Annotated in this window: 11 protein-coding genes; 10 read left to right on the forward strand and 1 reads right to left on the reverse strand. The window is 47.0% G+C overall.

Going from position 1 to position 15,348, the window contains the following annotated elements; translation table 11 throughout:
- Positions 1–151: 151 nt before the first annotated feature.
- The 10 genes from dapA to nadE all read left to right on the forward strand — a co-directional run bounded on the left by dapA (position 152) and on the right by nadE (position 14,514).
- Positions 152–1,036, forward strand: a complete 885-nt coding sequence (gene dapA, locus HQQ92_RS07565) for a 4-hydroxy-tetrahydrodipicolinate synthase (RefSeq protein ID WP_028759649.1) — start codon at positions 152–154, stop codon at positions 1,034–1,036.
- 3 nt (positions 1,037–1,039) lie between these two features.
- Complete coding sequence (gene bamC, locus HQQ92_RS07570) at positions 1,040–2,137, forward strand: outer membrane protein assembly factor BamC (protein WP_131523287.1); 1,098 nt, start codon at positions 1,040–1,042, stop codon at positions 2,135–2,137.
- 368 nt (positions 2,138–2,505) lie between these two features.
- On the forward strand, positions 2,506–3,588 hold the full coding sequence (locus HQQ92_RS07575) for an efflux RND transporter periplasmic adaptor subunit (protein WP_173244299.1): 1,083 nt from the start codon (positions 2,506–2,508) through the stop codon (positions 3,586–3,588).
- Positions 3,585–6,680 carry an efflux RND transporter permease subunit gene (locus HQQ92_RS07580; protein ID WP_131523289.1) on the forward strand — a complete coding sequence of 1,032 codons (3,096 nt, stop codon included), beginning with the start codon at positions 3,585–3,587 and terminating at the stop codon, positions 6,678–6,680. The genes HQQ92_RS07575 and HQQ92_RS07580 overlap by 4 nt, the downstream gene beginning before the upstream one ends.
- A 181-nt stretch (positions 6,681–6,861) precedes the next feature.
- Complete coding sequence (gene htpG / locus HQQ92_RS07585; RefSeq protein WP_173244302.1) at positions 6,862–8,775, forward strand: molecular chaperone HtpG; 1,914 nt, start codon at positions 6,862–6,864, stop codon at positions 8,773–8,775.
- Positions 8,776–8,986: 211 nt separating this feature from the next.
- Complete coding sequence (locus HQQ92_RS07590; RefSeq protein ID WP_173244305.1) at positions 8,987–9,850, forward strand: tetratricopeptide repeat protein; 864 nt, start codon at positions 8,987–8,989, stop codon at positions 9,848–9,850.
- Positions 9,851–9,989: 139 nt separating this feature from the next.
- Positions 9,990–10,634, forward strand: a complete 645-nt coding sequence (adk, locus tag HQQ92_RS07595) for an adenylate kinase (RefSeq protein ID WP_028759655.1) — start codon at positions 9,990–9,992, stop codon at positions 10,632–10,634.
- 112 nt (positions 10,635–10,746) lie between these two features.
- The gene (gene hemH / locus HQQ92_RS07600) at positions 10,747–11,766 is read left to right on the forward strand and encodes a ferrochelatase (protein WP_173244308.1); all 1,020 of its coding nucleotides are present in this window, start codon (positions 10,747–10,749) and stop codon (positions 11,764–11,766) included.
- A gap of 411 nt (positions 11,767–12,177) precedes the next feature.
- On the forward strand, positions 12,178–13,482 hold the full coding sequence (locus HQQ92_RS07605) for an inosine/guanosine kinase (protein ID WP_028759658.1): 1,305 nt from the start codon (positions 12,178–12,180) through the stop codon (positions 13,480–13,482).
- Between the two features lie 201 nt (positions 13,483–13,683).
- Complete coding sequence (gene nadE, locus HQQ92_RS07610) at positions 13,684–14,514, forward strand: ammonia-dependent NAD(+) synthetase (protein ID WP_168825281.1); 831 nt, start codon at positions 13,684–13,686, stop codon at positions 14,512–14,514.
- A 117-nt stretch (positions 14,515–14,631) separates the two neighbouring features.
- On the opposite strand, the gene HQQ92_RS07615 is transcribed toward nadE, so the two are convergent.
- Complete coding sequence (locus HQQ92_RS07615) at positions 14,632–15,132, reverse strand: DUF6942 family protein (protein WP_173244311.1); 501 nt, start codon at positions 15,130–15,132, stop codon at positions 14,632–14,634.
- Positions 15,133–15,348: the final 216 nt, after the last annotated feature.

Genomic DNA, 15,348 nt, shown 5'->3' on the forward strand with positions numbered 1-15,348 from the left:
TATCATAGAGCGAAAACTCAGGGTTAAAGCTGAGTTTTTGTGCGGGATGTAATGCTACCATAACTAATTCAATTTGAGAGCCCCGTTAATGCTTGTCATTAGTGGTTGGCATCAGTACCATAGCGAATCCTGAAATCTTGGGGAAAGTCAGATGATAAACGGAAGCATCGTAGCCTTAATCACGCCAATGAACAGTGATGGCTCAGTAGATTTTGCAAGTCTTGAAAGGTTAGTCGAATTCCATATTGACCAAGGCACAGATGCCATTGTGGCCGTTGGTACTACTGGCGAGTCAGCGACTCTGCCTATGCCTGAGCATGTAGCGGTCGTTTCACAAACCGTTAAATTTGCTGCGGGACGTGTTCCTGTCATTGGTGGCAATGGCGCCAATGCCACATCTGAAGCCGTTGAGCTCACCAAGTCCTTATCTAAGGTGGGTGTTGCCGCTATGCTTGGCGTAACGCCATATTATAATAAGCCAACGCCTAAGGGATTGATTGCGCATTATAAAGCCGTGGCTGCTAGCACAGATATTCCACAAATTCTTTATAATGTTCCAGGCCGTACTGCCGTTGATATGCTGCCAGAAACTGTTGCCGAGCTTGTTAGCGTGAGCAACATTATTGGTGTAAAAGAGGCGACCGGTGACTTATCCCGTGTAAAACGTCTGCGCGAACTGTGTGGCGACGATTTCCTCTTGTATAGCGGTGATGATGCCACTGCCAGAGAGTTTTTACTCTTAGGTGGAAATGGCGTAATTTCTGTGGCTAACAACATAGTACCAAAGGCTTTTAAAGCTATGTGTGATGCGGCGCTCGCGGGCAATGCCGAGTTGGCTCAGAGCATAGATACCCCGCTGCGCGGTTTGTATAGCACACTGTTTTGTGAAGCCAACCCTATCCCAGTAAAATGGGCTGCCCATCGTATGGGTTTGATTGAATGTGGCCATATTCGTTTACCTTTGACTGAACTTTCTGAGCAATGTCATGGTCTGTTGATAGAAGCAATGACTCGTGCCCAGATAGAGGTTAAATAATTAATGTTAAAGAAAGTCACTCCACTGATCTTAGTTGCTGCTGTTGCAGCCTGTAGTTCGCCACTTGATCGCCGCCAAGCGAACGGTAACGACGACTATGTTCAGGCCGAGCAAGCGCCTTTGCTTAAGATCCCCGCGGGATTAAAAACGCCACCCTACAATAAAGAATTCGATGTACCAGCACTGGGTTCTAAAGTGAATGCTTCGCTGTATGGCAAAAACTTAGATATCCGTCCGCCACTGCAAGTACTGCCAATGGCGGAAGGTACTCATGTGGAAGAGGGCAGTGACAACATTAAAATCGTGGTTGAATCCATCGACAATGCTGTGGATTTGAAACAAGAAATCTTCACAAACTTAGATGGTTTCTTTGCTCAAAAAGGTATTGCTGTTCGTAGCCGTGATTTTGACAAAGGCAACGTAGAAACCGATTGGATTGAAAGCCGTGAAGTGATTGAATCGAGCATGTGGGGTGCGGATAAAGTTTATCTGTTGCGCCAACGCTATCGTTTTGACGTGGAAACGCGTCCACATGGTCGTACTGCCAATATCGTTATTCACTTAGTTGAACACGAAGAGTTCTACGATGATAAAGCGCAACAAGTTTTATTAAGCGGTGAAGATAAGCAAAGATACACTATTGATATGCTGAACAGCGCCATTGCGTATATCAGCGTTAAGCGCGACCAAGCGATCCAATCGAATCGTTTGAAGCAAACCTTAGGTATTAATGTTGATCTCGTAACGCCTGAAGAAGGTAAAGCTTACTGGTCTGCTAAAGCTTCTTACAAGCAAGTGTGGGATCGTCTACGCATAGTGCTACCAGAAATGGGCTTTGAAATTGCCGATATGGATAGTGCTAAAGGATTGTACTTTATCAAGTTTGACGATAACTCTGGTTTCTGGAGTTCATTGTGGGGCGAAGATAAGTTAGCACTGAAAGAAGGTAGCTACCGTTTACTGCTTGAAGATGGTGATACTCCAGAAGAAACGAAAATCTTCCTTCGCGATGGCGAAGATCAGCCATTAAGCGATGAAGTGGTTAGCAATGTGTACCAGTCACTGTCAAACCTGATGAAAGAAGAACGTCAAATACGTTAATTTCAGCAGTTGACTAAAAAAGGGCGAATTATCGCCCTTTTTTATTGGCTGCGATTTGAGTTTTAAGCAGGGGATTGTCGATTATCTAGGCGATCTGTGTTTCAGAATTAAATTATCTATATACCAATCTTTTTCAAATGGTTTTAGTGATAAATGTTGAGTTACTGGTGATAAGTAAAATTAATCACTTAACAACCTTGTTATCGTACTGCATTCTGGCAACTCAACCATTGATATCGCCAAAGACACTTAATCATACATATTTTGCGCTATTAACGTAATTTGTAAGAAAAAGTAAAACGTATTGATGCGATGATGTGAGTGAGTAAACTAGCCGTCATTAATGCGAGTCATTCCTTGGAAGCCCGATGAAAAAAATTATTCTAATAATCGCCATATTGGCCGCGGCATGGTTTGGATACCAAGCCATGCAACCGCAAGAGATTGCTGCAGCCCAGATTAAACTCATACCTAATGTAGTGATTGCCACTGCCGCTATGGCGCCCATTCGCGATGAAGTTGAAGCTATTGGTAGCAATAAAGCCACAGAATCTGTAACGATAACGCCTAAAGTTACCGACATGGTGATAGCGCTTAAATTTGACGACGGCGATATCGTTAAAAAGGGCGAGTTATTAGTCCAACTGCAAAATGCTGAGCAGATCGCTAAGGTTAAAGCCGCGCAAGTCAAAGTCAGTGATAATCAACGTGAATTAGCTCGGATCAGTTCGTTGGTGACTAGCCGCACTGTGGCCGAGTTAGAACGCGATAGATTACAAACCCTTATTGATACCACCCGTGCCGAGCTCGAACAGGCGCAATCATCACTCAATGACCGCAGTATTCTGGCGCCTTTTAATGGCCGTTTAGGCTTACGTCAAATCAGTGTGGGCAGCTTAGTGTCGCCCGGCACTGTGATTACGACATTGGATGATATTTCTACCATTAAGCTCGATTTTTCAGTGCCAGAGCGCTTTATTCAAGATTTAGAGCCAGGTAAAAAGGTGGAAGCCAAAGCGGTCGCTTTCCCTGATGTGACTTTCAAAGGTGTGGTGACATCGATTGATAGCCGTGTGAATCCAACCACGCGCACAGTGATTGTTCGCGCCGAAATCCCCAATCCTGAACTGCGTTTATTACCGGGCATGTTGATGAAGGTTAAACTCATCAAGCGTAGCCGCGAGGCCTTGATGTTGCCTGAATCTGCCATTATCCCGATCCAAAACAGCCATTATGTTTACAGCGTCAATGCCGACAAGGTGATTGAACGTAAACAAGTCACTATTGGTATTCGCACCCGTGGCTGGGTGGAGATCTTAGATGGTTTAGCCTTGGGCGAAAACGTGGTGATCCGCGGCTTACTGAAAGTTCATCCTGGGGATAAAGTGCAAACTGAGTTCGCGGAAAAGTTTAGTTATCTTGCCGATACGAACGCGGAGCCAAGTGTATGATCCTTACTGATCTCTCGGTCAAACGTCCCGTATTTGCCTCAGTGATCAGCTTGCTGCTGGTCGCTTTCGGGCTTGTCTCCTTTGATAAATTGCCCCTGCGCGAATACCCAAACATAGATCCGCCAGTGGTATCTATCGACACGAATTACCGCGGTGCCAGTGCTGCCGTGGTGGAAAGCCGCATTACCCAATTGATTGAAGACAGGATCAGTGGCGTCGAAGGCATTCGTCACGTGAGTTCATCGAGCAGTGATGGCCGCTCATCGGTTACCTTAGAGTTTGATATTAGTCGTAATATTGAAGATGCAGCTAACGATGTGCGCGACAGGATCTCAGGTTTACTCGACAATTTACCCGATGAAGCTGATCCCCCAGAAGTACAAAAGGCCAATGGCAGTGATGAAGTGATCATGTGGCTCAATCTTGTGTCAGATCAAATGACGACCCTAGAATTGACCGATTACACCAACCGTTATTTGTCGGACCGCTTTTCGGTGGTCGATGGTGTGGCGCGGATGCGCATTGGTGGTGGTAAGGTTTACGCCATGCGCGTTTGGCTTGACAGACAAGCCTTGGCCTCTCGCAGTTTAACGGTTGCCGATGTTGAGGCCGCGCTCAGAGCTGAGAACGTCGAGTTACCTGCAGGTTCGATAGAGTCGAAGGAGCGGCACTTTACAGTGCGACTGGAGCGGGGTTATCGCACTGCCGAAGATTTCGCAAACTTAGTGATCACCCAAGGGGAAGACGGTTATTTAGTCAAACTGAGCGATGTCGCACGGGTGGAAATTGGCTCTGATGAAGAGCGGATTATGTTCCGTGGCAACAAAGAGGCAATGATAGGTTTAGGCGTGTCTAAACAGTCAACCGCCAATACGTTAGAAGTGGCGCGCGCAGTGAACGCGCTGGTTGACAAAATCAACCCGACTTTGCCAGCGGGGATGTCGATTAAACGCAGTTATGATAGCTCAGTGTTTATCGAAGCCTCGATTAAAGAAGTGTATCAAACCCTGTTCACTGCGATGATTTTAGTGATTATCGTGATTTATCTGTTCCTTGGCAGCGTGCGCGCTATGTTGATCCCTGCGATCACTGTGCCAGTGTCTCTGCTCGGCACCTTTATTGTGCTATATGCGCTAGGTTATACCATTAACCTCTTGACCTTATTGGCAATGATCCTCGCCATCGGTATGGTGGTGGACGATGCGATTGTGATGCTGGAAAACATCCATAGACGTATCGAAGAAGGAGATTCCCCACTCAAAGCTGCTTTCCTCGGTGCGCGTGAAGTGGCTTTTGCTGTTATCGCGACCACACTCGTGTTGGTCGCGGTATTTATGCCAATCACTTTCCTTGAGGGTGATTTAGGTAAACTCTTTAAAGAGTTTGCCGTGACCATGAGTGCGGCCGTGCTGTTCTCTAGCCTAGTGGCGCTCACACTCACGCCCATGATGTGCTCTAAGTTGCTTAAGCCGAGCTCGCAGGATTCTTGGTTGGTGCGTAAGGTCGACGGCATAATGACAAAAGTGTCAAACCGGTATCAATTGTCCTTAAAATCCGCCATGGCTCACCCGATATTGGTGTCGATTCTGGTGTTAGTCGCATTAGGCTCTAGTGTCTATTTAGTCCAAAAAGTACCGCAAGAATTTGCGCCACAGGAAGACCGTGGTTCGTTATTCTTGATGGTCAACGGGCCACAGGGCGCGAGTTACGAATACATAGAATCCTATATGAATGAAGTGGAAAACCGCTTGATGCCATTGGTCGAAACGGGTGATATCAAACGTCTGCTCATTCGTGCCCCCCGTGGCTTTGGTCGCGCGGCGGATTTCTCTAACGGTATGGCAATCATAGTACTGGAAGACTGGGGCAAACGTCGTCCAGTAAAAGAAGTTATCGTCGACATTAATAAACGTCTTGCTAATCTCGCCGGGGTGCAAGCGTTCCCTGTGATGCGCCAAGCCTTTGGTCGCGGCGTAGGTAAACCTGTGCAATTTGTGATTGGTGGACCTAGCTACGAAGAGCTTGCCCGCTGGCGCGATATCATGATGCAAAAGGCGGCACAGAATCCCAAATTATTAGGATTAGATCACGATTATAAAGAGACTAAGCCTCAACTTCGAGTCGTCATCGACAGAGACAGAGCCGCGAGCCTTGGAGTGTCGATTTCAAACATTGGCCGTACGTTGGAATCCATGCTGGGCTCACGCTTAGTGACGACGTTTATGCGTGACGGTGAAGAATACGATGTGATCGTTGAAGGCGAGCGCGATAATCAAAATACGGCGGCGGATCTGCAAAATATCTATGTTCGTTCCGAGCGCAGTCAGGAGCTTATTCCGCTGTCTAACTTAGTGACTGTGGAGGAGTTTGCCGACGCCAGTTCGCTGAACCGTTACAATCGTATGCGCGCGATCACTATAGAAGCCAGTTTGGAAGATGGTTATAGTCTAGGTGAAGCCCTTGATTATATGAATCAATTGGCGCGTACCTATTTGCCAGCGGAAGCGGTGATTAGCTACAAGGGCCAATCCCTCGATTATCAAGAGTCGGGTAGCTCTATGTACTTCGTATTCATCCTCGCACTGGGGATTGTATTCCTCGTGCTCGCGGCGCAGTTTGAGAGTTATATCCACCCTGTGGTGATCATGCTTACTGTGCCGCTGGCTACCGTCGGAGCCTTAATTGGTTTGTGGCTTACGGGGCAGAGTCTTAATATTTACAGTCAGATAGGCATTATTATGCTGGTCGGGTTAGCCGCGAAAAATGGCATCTTGATTGTCGAGTTTGCTAATCAATTGCGGGATAAAGGCGTTGATTTTGATAAGGCCATTATTCAAGCGTCAGCGCAGCGGTTACGGCCTATCTTAATGACAGGGATCACCACTGCAGCTGGCGCCGTGCCATTGGTATTGGCGGTAGGCGCGGGTGCTGAAACTCGTTTTGTGATTGGTGTAGTGGTGTTGTCGGGGATTTTACTGGCAACCTTATTCACTATCTTCGTGATCCCCGCCGCTTATGGACTCTTTGCCCGCAACAGCGGATCGCCCGAAGCTATCGCCCAACAGTTAGAAAAAGAATTAGCCCAAGACTAACGCCTCGTGCAGGTTGATGTTGAAAGCATACATATAGGCGCTTGGTATTCATCAAGCGCCTTATTTTTCGCCATTCGAACCTCGTTTTAGCCCTTGCCCTTGAAAAGCAAATTTGGAGCCCCATTTAGTAAACACTAAGCGTTACTTTTACCAAATTGCGTAACAAATAAAGGAAAATTTCATGTCACAACAAGAAACTCATGGTTTTCAAACAGAAGTCAAACAGCTGTTGCATTTGATGATCCATTCTTTGTATTCCAACAAAGAAATTTTCTTGCGTGAACTGGTCTCCAACGCTGCGGATGCGGCGGACAAGCTGCGTTATCTGGCGTTGACCAATGACGCACTCTATGAAGGCGACGGTGAACTGCGAGTCCGTATCAGTGCCGATAAAGAAAAAGGCACTGTGACCATCGAAGACAACGGCGTGGGTATGACCCGCGACGGCGTGATTGAGCATTTAGGCACAATCGCAAAATCAGGCACCGCTGATTTCTTTAAGAATCTATCGGGCGAATCCTCAAAGGATTCACAGTTAATCGGTCAGTTCGGTGTCGGTTTCTATTCAGCCTTTATCGTGGCGAAGAAAGTCACTGTTCGCACTCGCGCTGCCGGTCATAAGGCCGATGAAGCCGTATTGTGGGAATCAGAAGGCGAGGGTAACTTCACAGTTGATACCATCACCAAGGCGAGCCGTGGTACTGAAATTACGCTGCACCTGCGTGACGAAGAAAAAGAATTTGCCGATGATTGGCGCCTGCGTTCGATCATCACTAAATACTCAGATCATATCTCTGTGCCAGTCGAAATGTGGCAAGAAGGCTCGCCAGAGCGTGATGGTCCTGATGGCGAAAAAATTCCTGCGACCGAAGGTCAATGGAAAGTCATGAACAAAGCCACGGCTTTGTGGATGCGCAATAAAGCTGACATCAGTGACGAAGAGTATCAAGAGTTTTACAAACACATTTCCCACGATTATACCGATGCACTACTGTGGAGTCATAATCGGGTAGAAGGTAAGCAAGAATACACTAACCTATTGTATATTCCTGCAAAAGCGCCTTGGGATATGTGGAATCGCGACCGTAAACACGGCCTAAAACTGTTTGTGCAACGTGTGTTCATCATGGATGACGCTGAGCAATTTATGCCATCTTATCTGCGCTTCGTGCAGGGCTTAATTGACTCAAACGATCTGCCGCTGAACGTATCCCGCGAAATTCTGCAGGATAACCACGTGACCAAAGCGATGCGTACTGGTATCACCAAACGTGTGCTTGGCATGCTGGAAAAACTGGCGAAAGACGATGCGGAAAAATATCAACAGTTCTGGGCTGAATTTGGTCAAGTGCTGAAAGAAGGGCCTGCGGAAGATTTCGCCAACCGTGAGCGTATCGCGGGCTTATTACGTTTTGCCTCGACCCACACGGGCAGTGCTGCGCCGACTGTGTCACTTGATGACTACATCAGCCGCATGAAAGAAGGTCAAACTAAGATTTATTACATTGTTGCCGACAGCCATGAAGCCGCCGCTAACAGCCCACATTTAGAGTTGTTACGTAAGAAAGGCATTGAAGTCTTACTGATGTCAGAGCGTATCGACGAGTGGCTAATCAACCACTTAACTGAGTACAAAGATAAACAACTGCACTCAGTGACCCGTGGTGATTTAGAACTGGGCGAGCTGGAAGATGCAGCTGAAAAAGAAGCGCAAGAAAAGCTTGAGCAAGAATCGGTAGCTTTAGTTGAACGCATTAAAGCGGCATTAGGCTCAACCGTTGCGGATGTGAAAGTCACGTCACGCTTAACCGACACCCCAGCCTGTGTGGTGGCGGGTGAAGGCGAAATGTCGACTCAGATGATCAAGCTGATGCAAGCTGCGGGTCAACCTGTGCCAGAAGTGAAGCCGACATTTGAGATCAACCCAGCGCACCCATTAGTATCGCGCTTAAATGATCTTCAAGATGAAGCCGCCTTCGCGGATTGGTCAAATCTGCTGCTGCAACAGGCGCAATTATCTGAAAAAGGTAGCCTTGCGGACCCATCGGCCTTTATCAAGCTGATGAACCAAATGTTACTGGCTAACATGAAGTAAATGACTATCGGGGCCCTTCTTTGAACGGCCCCGATATTGTTTCTAGTGCAGGAAGAGTGGTTTGCGCCTAGCCTGTCACTCAATTCATTAGCGATAATACAAGCTGTTAAGACAACGATTTTAAAATAGCGCGTTGAAACTGAGTGCTAACGCTTAGTTTTAAAAGAATAAGGCCTCCCATGATTGAGGCCTTAAACGTTAAGGGAATACTATGGACAATATCCTCAGCCTGACTAAAGACAATATTCAGCAAGTGGTTGACGCCTCGATGCAACAGATCGTGGTGTTAGCATTTTGGGCACAGCCACAGGAACAAAGTGTGGCTATGCTGCGCACCTTAGAGCAAATTGCCGCGCAAAATGCGGGTCGTTTCGTGCTCGCTAAAGTCGACTGTGAAGCCGAATTAGAAATCGCCAATTACTTTCGCATTCAAAGTCTACCGACCACGTTAGTATTGGATAAAGGTCAGCCTGTCGATGGTTTTGCTGGCCTGCAAGATGCGGCGCAAGTCACAGCCATGCTGGATAAACATTTGCCGCTTATGTGGCAGTTACAGTTAGCACAGGCCAAAGCATTGCTCGCCTTGAGTCAAGTAAGTGCAGAAGATCTTGCTACTGCAGCTGTGTTGCTTAAAGAAGCACATACAGGGTCAAATCAAGCGGGTGAGGTGAGTCTAGTGCTTGCCGATGTGTATCTGATGCAGGGCGAATTAGTGCTAGCACAAGCCATGCTTGAGAAAGTAGGGCTTGCCGACCAAGATGGTTATTACCAGAGTTTAAAAGCTAAGCTCGCACTGGCCTTAGATGCGGCGGATACCCCTGAAATTCGCGATTTGCAGCAAAAGTTTGAGCAAAATCCAACAGATTTAGTGTTATTACTCGAGCTGAGTAAGGCATTGCATGCTGCTCACCGCGATGATGAAGCATTAGAACTGTTATTCGGTGTGCTCAGTAAAGATTTAGGTGCTGAAAATGGCACAGTAAAACAAGTATTTATGGAAGTATTAACGGCACTTGGCCAAGGTAATCCCATAGCCAATCAATACCGCCGTAAGCTCTATACTTTGCTCTATTAATGAAAAAATCGCTTAGTAACCGTAGTTTATTTGCGGTTTCTGAGGCTAAAGTCGAAGCTAAAACCCTTCTCAATGGCGGCCAGATGTGCGAAGATCGCCGCCCTAAGAAGAATATCAATGCGAAAAGAGGACTCTTGAGATGCGCATTATCCTATTGGGCGCCCCAGGTGCCGGTAAAGGTACCCAGGCCCAGTTCATTATGGAACAGTATGGTATCCCACAAATTTCCACTGGTGATATGTTACGTGCCGCGGTAAAAGCGGGTACTCCACTGGGTTTGGAAGCGAAAAAAGTGATGGATGCTGGTCAACTGGTTTCTGATGATCTGATCATCGGTCTGGTTAAAGAGCGTATCGCACAGGAAGACTGTGTTAAAGGTTTCTTGTTAGACGGTTTCCCACGTACCATCCCACAGGCGGATGCGATGGCGGCAAACGGTATTAGCATTGATCACGTGATTGAAATCGACGTGCCAGACGAAGAAATCGTTAAGCGCATGAGCGGTCGCCGTGTTCACCCAGGTTCTGGCCGTGTTTACCATGTGGTTTTCAATCCACCTAAAGTGGAAGGTAAAGACGACGTGACGGGCGAAGATTTAGCTATTCGTCCAGATGACGAAGAAAGCACAGTGCGTAAACGCCTCGCGATTTATCACGAGCAAACTAAGCCGCTCGTTGAATACTACGGTAAAGTGGCTGCCGCTGGCCAAACTCAATACAACAAGTTTGACGGTACTCAATCGGTTGCGGCCGTGAGTGAGCAGTTAGCTAGGGTGTTGAAATAACCGAATAAAGGTTAATTTACGAGAACAAGTTCTCATATTAAGAAAAAGCCTGCCGATGCAGGCTTTTTTTATGGGTATCGCAATGTTAGCCTCCAAGTGAACTTCATTAACCATGAGCCTAACGTTGAATCCTTCCCCTGCTTTTGGTGTGTTATTGGTTAACCTCGGCACGCCTGATCAACCTAGTCCTAAGGCCGTTAAACGCTTTTTAAGGCAGTTTTTAAGTGATCCGCGTGTCGTCGATTTATCGCCGTGGATTTGGCAACCGCTGCTAAACGGCATTATCCTCAACACCCGTCCGACGAAAGTCGCCAAACTCTATCAAAGCGTGTGGACGCAGGAAGGCTCGCCCTTGATGGTGATAAGTGAGCGCCAAACACAAAAACTGGCGGTGGACTTAAGCGCTACGTTTAACCAGACCATTCCGGTTGAACTGGGCATGAGTTACGGTAATCCCTCCATCGATGCGGGATTTGAACGCCTGAAAGATCAAGGAGCAGAGCGTATTATTGTGCTGCCTTTGTATCCCCAATATTCCTGCTCGACGGTGGCAAGTGTGTTCGATGCCGTTGCCCGTTATCTTAAAACCGTGCGTGACATACCGCAGGTTCGCTTTAATAAAGACTATTTTGACCATAGCGCTTATATTGCTGCGCTGGCACACAGTGTGACGCGCCACTGGAAAACCCATGGGCAGGCCGACAAGTTGCTCTTGTCATTTCATGGTATTCCACTGCGTTACGTGAAAGAGGGCGATCCATACCGCGAGCAGTGTTTTGTCACGGCTAAATTGTTGGCACAAAAACTTGAGCTGAGCGAGTCGCAATGGCAAGTGTGCTTCCAATCGCGCTTTGGTCGCGAAGAATGGTTAACGCCCTACGCCGATAAATTACTGTCCGAGTTACCTGCGCAAGGGATCAAAAGTGTCGATGTGATTTGCCCTGCGTTTGCGACCGATTGCCTCGAAACCTTAGAAGAAATCTCCATTGGTGCTAAGGAAACCTTTTTACATGCGGGTGGCAGCGACTATCGGTTTATCCCTTGTTTGAACGACGATGAGTTACACATTGAATTATTACGGCAATTAATCCAAGAACAAGCGGTATCTTGGGCCCATACCCAAGCCACCTGAAGATACGAGTTTCAGAGCGCCTAGGGTGATTCAATTCAAGGCGCATCAATGACAGAATGTCGGCCACCTTTTGAATTGATGCAACACGGAAGTGAAGTGCCCTAGGCGCTCCGTCCCGGCGTTTTTTAACGCACTTTATACTGTGTTGACTATTTTTAACTTAGCCCACTAGGTCTGCAAATAGCCGCCTTGCCTAAAGTGCGTTAAATTCCCGCTGAATCCTGCATCTTCAGGTTGTTTGGGTATTGGAGCACTGGCTTCGAACTGATTTTGTGATAGAATCTGCGCCCTTCCGGCTAAGGGGTGGTTTTTTTGTCTCGCTAGCCTAGACTCAATATTTTTAGGATGCTGCTTGGCTTGACCGCCTCGGCAGACGCCAATTAGCATGGATGCCAGGAAAAGAGAGCCACTATGAAGTTTCCCGGTCAGCGTAAATCTAAACATTATTTTCCGGTTAAAACCCGAGATCCGCTGCTTGAACAGCTGACTCAACAGCCTCAGCCGTTTGCGACCTATATCAGCGGTATTGATCAAACCTTAGTGGATATCGAAGCGAAAGTGGAAGACGAATTGCTGAGCCGTTATGGCTTGCCCAAAGGCAATTCGACCCTGATCAATGATGAACAGGCTCACAGACTCTACACTGAGTTAAAAATTCATGGTTTGATTAGCGATGAATTTGCTGGTGGCACGATTGGCAACACAGTGCACAATTATTCTATTCTGGCCGATGACCGTTCAGTGCTGTTTGGGGTAATGAGTCAGAATATCGAAGTGGGCAGTTACGCCTACCGCTATTTATGTAATACCTCTTCTAAAGTCGACCTTAACTTTCTACAACCTGTAGATGGTCCTATCGGTCGCTGTTTTACCCTGATTTCTGAGTGCGGCGAGCGAACATTTGCGATCAGCAAAGGCGCTATGGATAAACTCACACCTGAATTTATCGATAAAGACGTGGTGCAGGGCAGTTCAGCCTTAGTGTTGACCGCGTATTTGATGCGCGCCAGTGATGGCGACCGTATTACCGATGCGGCCATGTGCGCTATCGAATATGCAAAAGCCGCCGAAGTTCCCGTGGTATTAACCTTAGGCACGCGTTTCTTGATTGAAGAAGATCCACAATGGTGGCAAAACTTCATCAAAGAACATGTCACCATTTTGGCGATGAATGAAGACGAAGGTGAAGCCTTAACGGGTTCACGGGATCCTCTGCTTGCCAGTGAAAAAGCCTTGGAATGGTGCGACATGGTATTAACCACAGCGGGTCCAATCGGGCTTTATACTGCGGGTTATACCGAGGACTCAGAAAAACGCGAAACGACTCACACACTGTTGCCGGGTGCTATCCCTGAATTTAATCGTTATGAATTTTCTCGTCCAAAGCTTAAAAGTGACTGTGAAACACCGATTAAAGTGTTTGCCCACATTTCACCTTACATGGGCGGCCCAGAAAAAATAGGTAACACTAATGGCGCTGGCGATGGCGCATTATCGGCGTTATTGCACGATCTGGCGGCCAATACTTTCCACAAGACTAACGTGCCAGGCTCAAGTAAACATAAGCGTGATGGCCTATGTTATTCCTCGTTTTCTCAAGTGTGTAAGTACGCTAACCGTGTCGCCTACGAAGTCTTAGCCCAGCATAGCCCGCGTTTATCCCGCGGTTTACCTGAGCGCGAAGACAGCTTAGAAGAATCCTACTGGGAAAGATAAGTCGGTAGCTGTATTGGTATTAAGCTGACTGATTTACGCTAGGGCAATAACGGCAAGCCGTTGTTGCCCTTATTTTTATAGCGTTTATCAATAATCAATTAACTAAGCATTAATTTTAACTACAGGCAGTTGCGAATAAATGTTAACGTTAGTTGGGTTCAGGTAGTCCAAATACAGCGATAATTTAAGGTGGAATTTTCGGTGAAAGCGCAAATCTTAAGAGAAATGAAGGTACTCACGGCCATAGAGCCTGAGTTCGAAGTGCAACGTCGTGTCGCGTTTATTAAAACCAAACTAAAAGAAGCGCGTAGTAAGGCATTGGTATTAGGGATCAGCGGTGGGGTGGATTCTTCTACTGCTGGGCGTTTGTGTCAGTTGGCGGTGGACAGTTTAAACCAAGAAAATGGCCAAGGCGGTTACCAGTTTATCGCTGTGCGATTACCCTATCAGATCCAAAAAGATGAGCATGAGGCGCAATTAGCCTGTCAGTTTATTCAGCCCTCTAAGTTGGTCACTGTGAATGTGCATCAAGGTGTTGATGGCGTGCACAGCGCTACCGTTGCCGCGTTAGTCGAAGCTGGATTGCCTTTGCCCGATGTGGCGAAGGTTGATTTTGTGAAGGGTAACGTCAAAGCCCGTATGCGGATGATAGCGCAATACGAACTCGCCGGACTCGTGGGCGGGCTTGTGGTGGGGACAGATCACAGCGCCGAAAATATCACAGGTTTTTACACTAAATGGGGCGATGGTGCCTGCGATTTAGCGCCATTATTTGGTCTTAACAAACGCCAAGTTCGCCAACTCGCCGCGTATCTTGGTGCGCCAGAATCGTTAGTCTATAAAGCGCCGACCGCGGATTTAGAAGACAATAAACCCTTACTCGAAGATGAAGTCGCGCTTGGCTTAACCTATGCGCAAATCGATGATTTCCTTGAGGGTAAAGACGTTGGCAAGGCGGTTGAGGACAAGTTGATTGGTATTTATAAGGCGACGCAGCATAAACGTCAGCCTATTCCAACCATTTACGACTAACCCTGAATCGTCCTTGAATATGCACTCGTTTGAACTCTGTTCACGAGTGCTTTTTTATGCCTTTGTTATTTGGTGACTAATGCTGTGGTGACAGCCGTTACCACAATCATAATGGAATTATTCACTGTGTTGGGGCTCTGGCGTTGCTAAGTGTTGCCGTGTCAGGGCGATCTGTTGGTTTGGGTACTGGCGATAATCCAAATAGGGCGTGAGTAAAAAATGCTGTCCTAGCGAAGATGGCAGCTTAAGTGCGGTTATAGATTTATTTTGGGCAGTTAAATGCTGCGCACCGAAATCGTTCACGGACATGGTGAGCCCTAAAGCATTTGCAGCTACTTGCCCCGCAATGAGATGAATCTTAGCGTTTGCCATCAGATCTATAGCGCCTATGCAGATCATTTCATTTTGCTTAAGTAACACTTGGTCACGATAGCTGCGCCAATCATCTCCAACCGTACTTATTTTGGCCATAATAGTGAAGATCTTACGCCAATGATTGCCATTTAGAACCATGAGAGCCCCGACAGCATCTGGCTGAGTGTAATGCCAGCCGTCAGGTATCAGCGGCGCGGTAGGAAGATAGTAGGCGAACCTAGCGTGTGGATTACCGATTATCATCGAGAGCGTATAAGTTTCGTTGGAATAAGACTATTTTCGATCCTAACCCGATTAAGGCCTATGCGGCTAATAAAATTGCGAGATGAGTAAATTGGGGTGACTAAATAGGAGTGATTAAATTGTACTGCTTACACTAGTAGATTTTATCGCGGTAAAACGTTTGAAGGATGTTTTTATCTACCCGTATAATCTAGTTGCACATTTTATTTTCATGTA

Origin of the sequence: Shewanella sp. DC2-4 (assembly GCF_013248875.1) — a bacterium.
GTDB lineage: Bacteria > Pseudomonadota > Gammaproteobacteria > Enterobacterales > Shewanellaceae > Shewanella > Shewanella oncorhynchi.

Excerpts from the sequence above, each read along its gene's own strand:
- dapA (WP_028759649.1), top strand. The coding sequence starts at position 152 with ATGATAAACGGAAGCATCGTAGCCTTAATCACGCCAATGAACAGTGAT.
- bamC (WP_131523287.1), top strand. The coding sequence starts at position 1,040 with ATGTTAAAGAAAGTCACTCCACTGATCTTAGTTGCTGCTGTTGCAGCC.
- HQQ92_RS07575 (WP_173244299.1), top strand. The coding sequence starts at position 2,506 with ATGAAAAAAATTATTCTAATAATCGCCATATTGGCCGCGGCATGGTTT.
- HQQ92_RS07580 (WP_131523289.1), top strand. The coding sequence starts at position 3,585 with ATGATCCTTACTGATCTCTCGGTCAAACGTCCCGTATTTGCCTCAGTG.
- htpG (WP_173244302.1), top strand. The coding sequence starts at position 6,862 with ATGTCACAACAAGAAACTCATGGTTTTCAAACAGAAGTCAAACAGCTG.
- HQQ92_RS07590 (WP_173244305.1), top strand. The coding sequence starts at position 8,987 with ATGGACAATATCCTCAGCCTGACTAAAGACAATATTCAGCAAGTGGTT.
- adk (WP_028759655.1), top strand. The coding sequence starts at position 9,990 with ATGCGCATTATCCTATTGGGCGCCCCAGGTGCCGGTAAAGGTACCCAG.
- hemH (WP_173244308.1), top strand. The coding sequence starts at position 10,747 with ATGAGCCTAACGTTGAATCCTTCCCCTGCTTTTGGTGTGTTATTGGTT.
- HQQ92_RS07605 (WP_028759658.1), top strand. The coding sequence starts at position 12,178 with ATGAAGTTTCCCGGTCAGCGTAAATCTAAACATTATTTTCCGGTTAAA.
- HQQ92_RS07615 (WP_173244311.1), bottom strand. The coding sequence starts at position 15,132 with ATGATAATCGGTAATCCACACGCTAGGTTCGCCTACTATCTTCCTACC.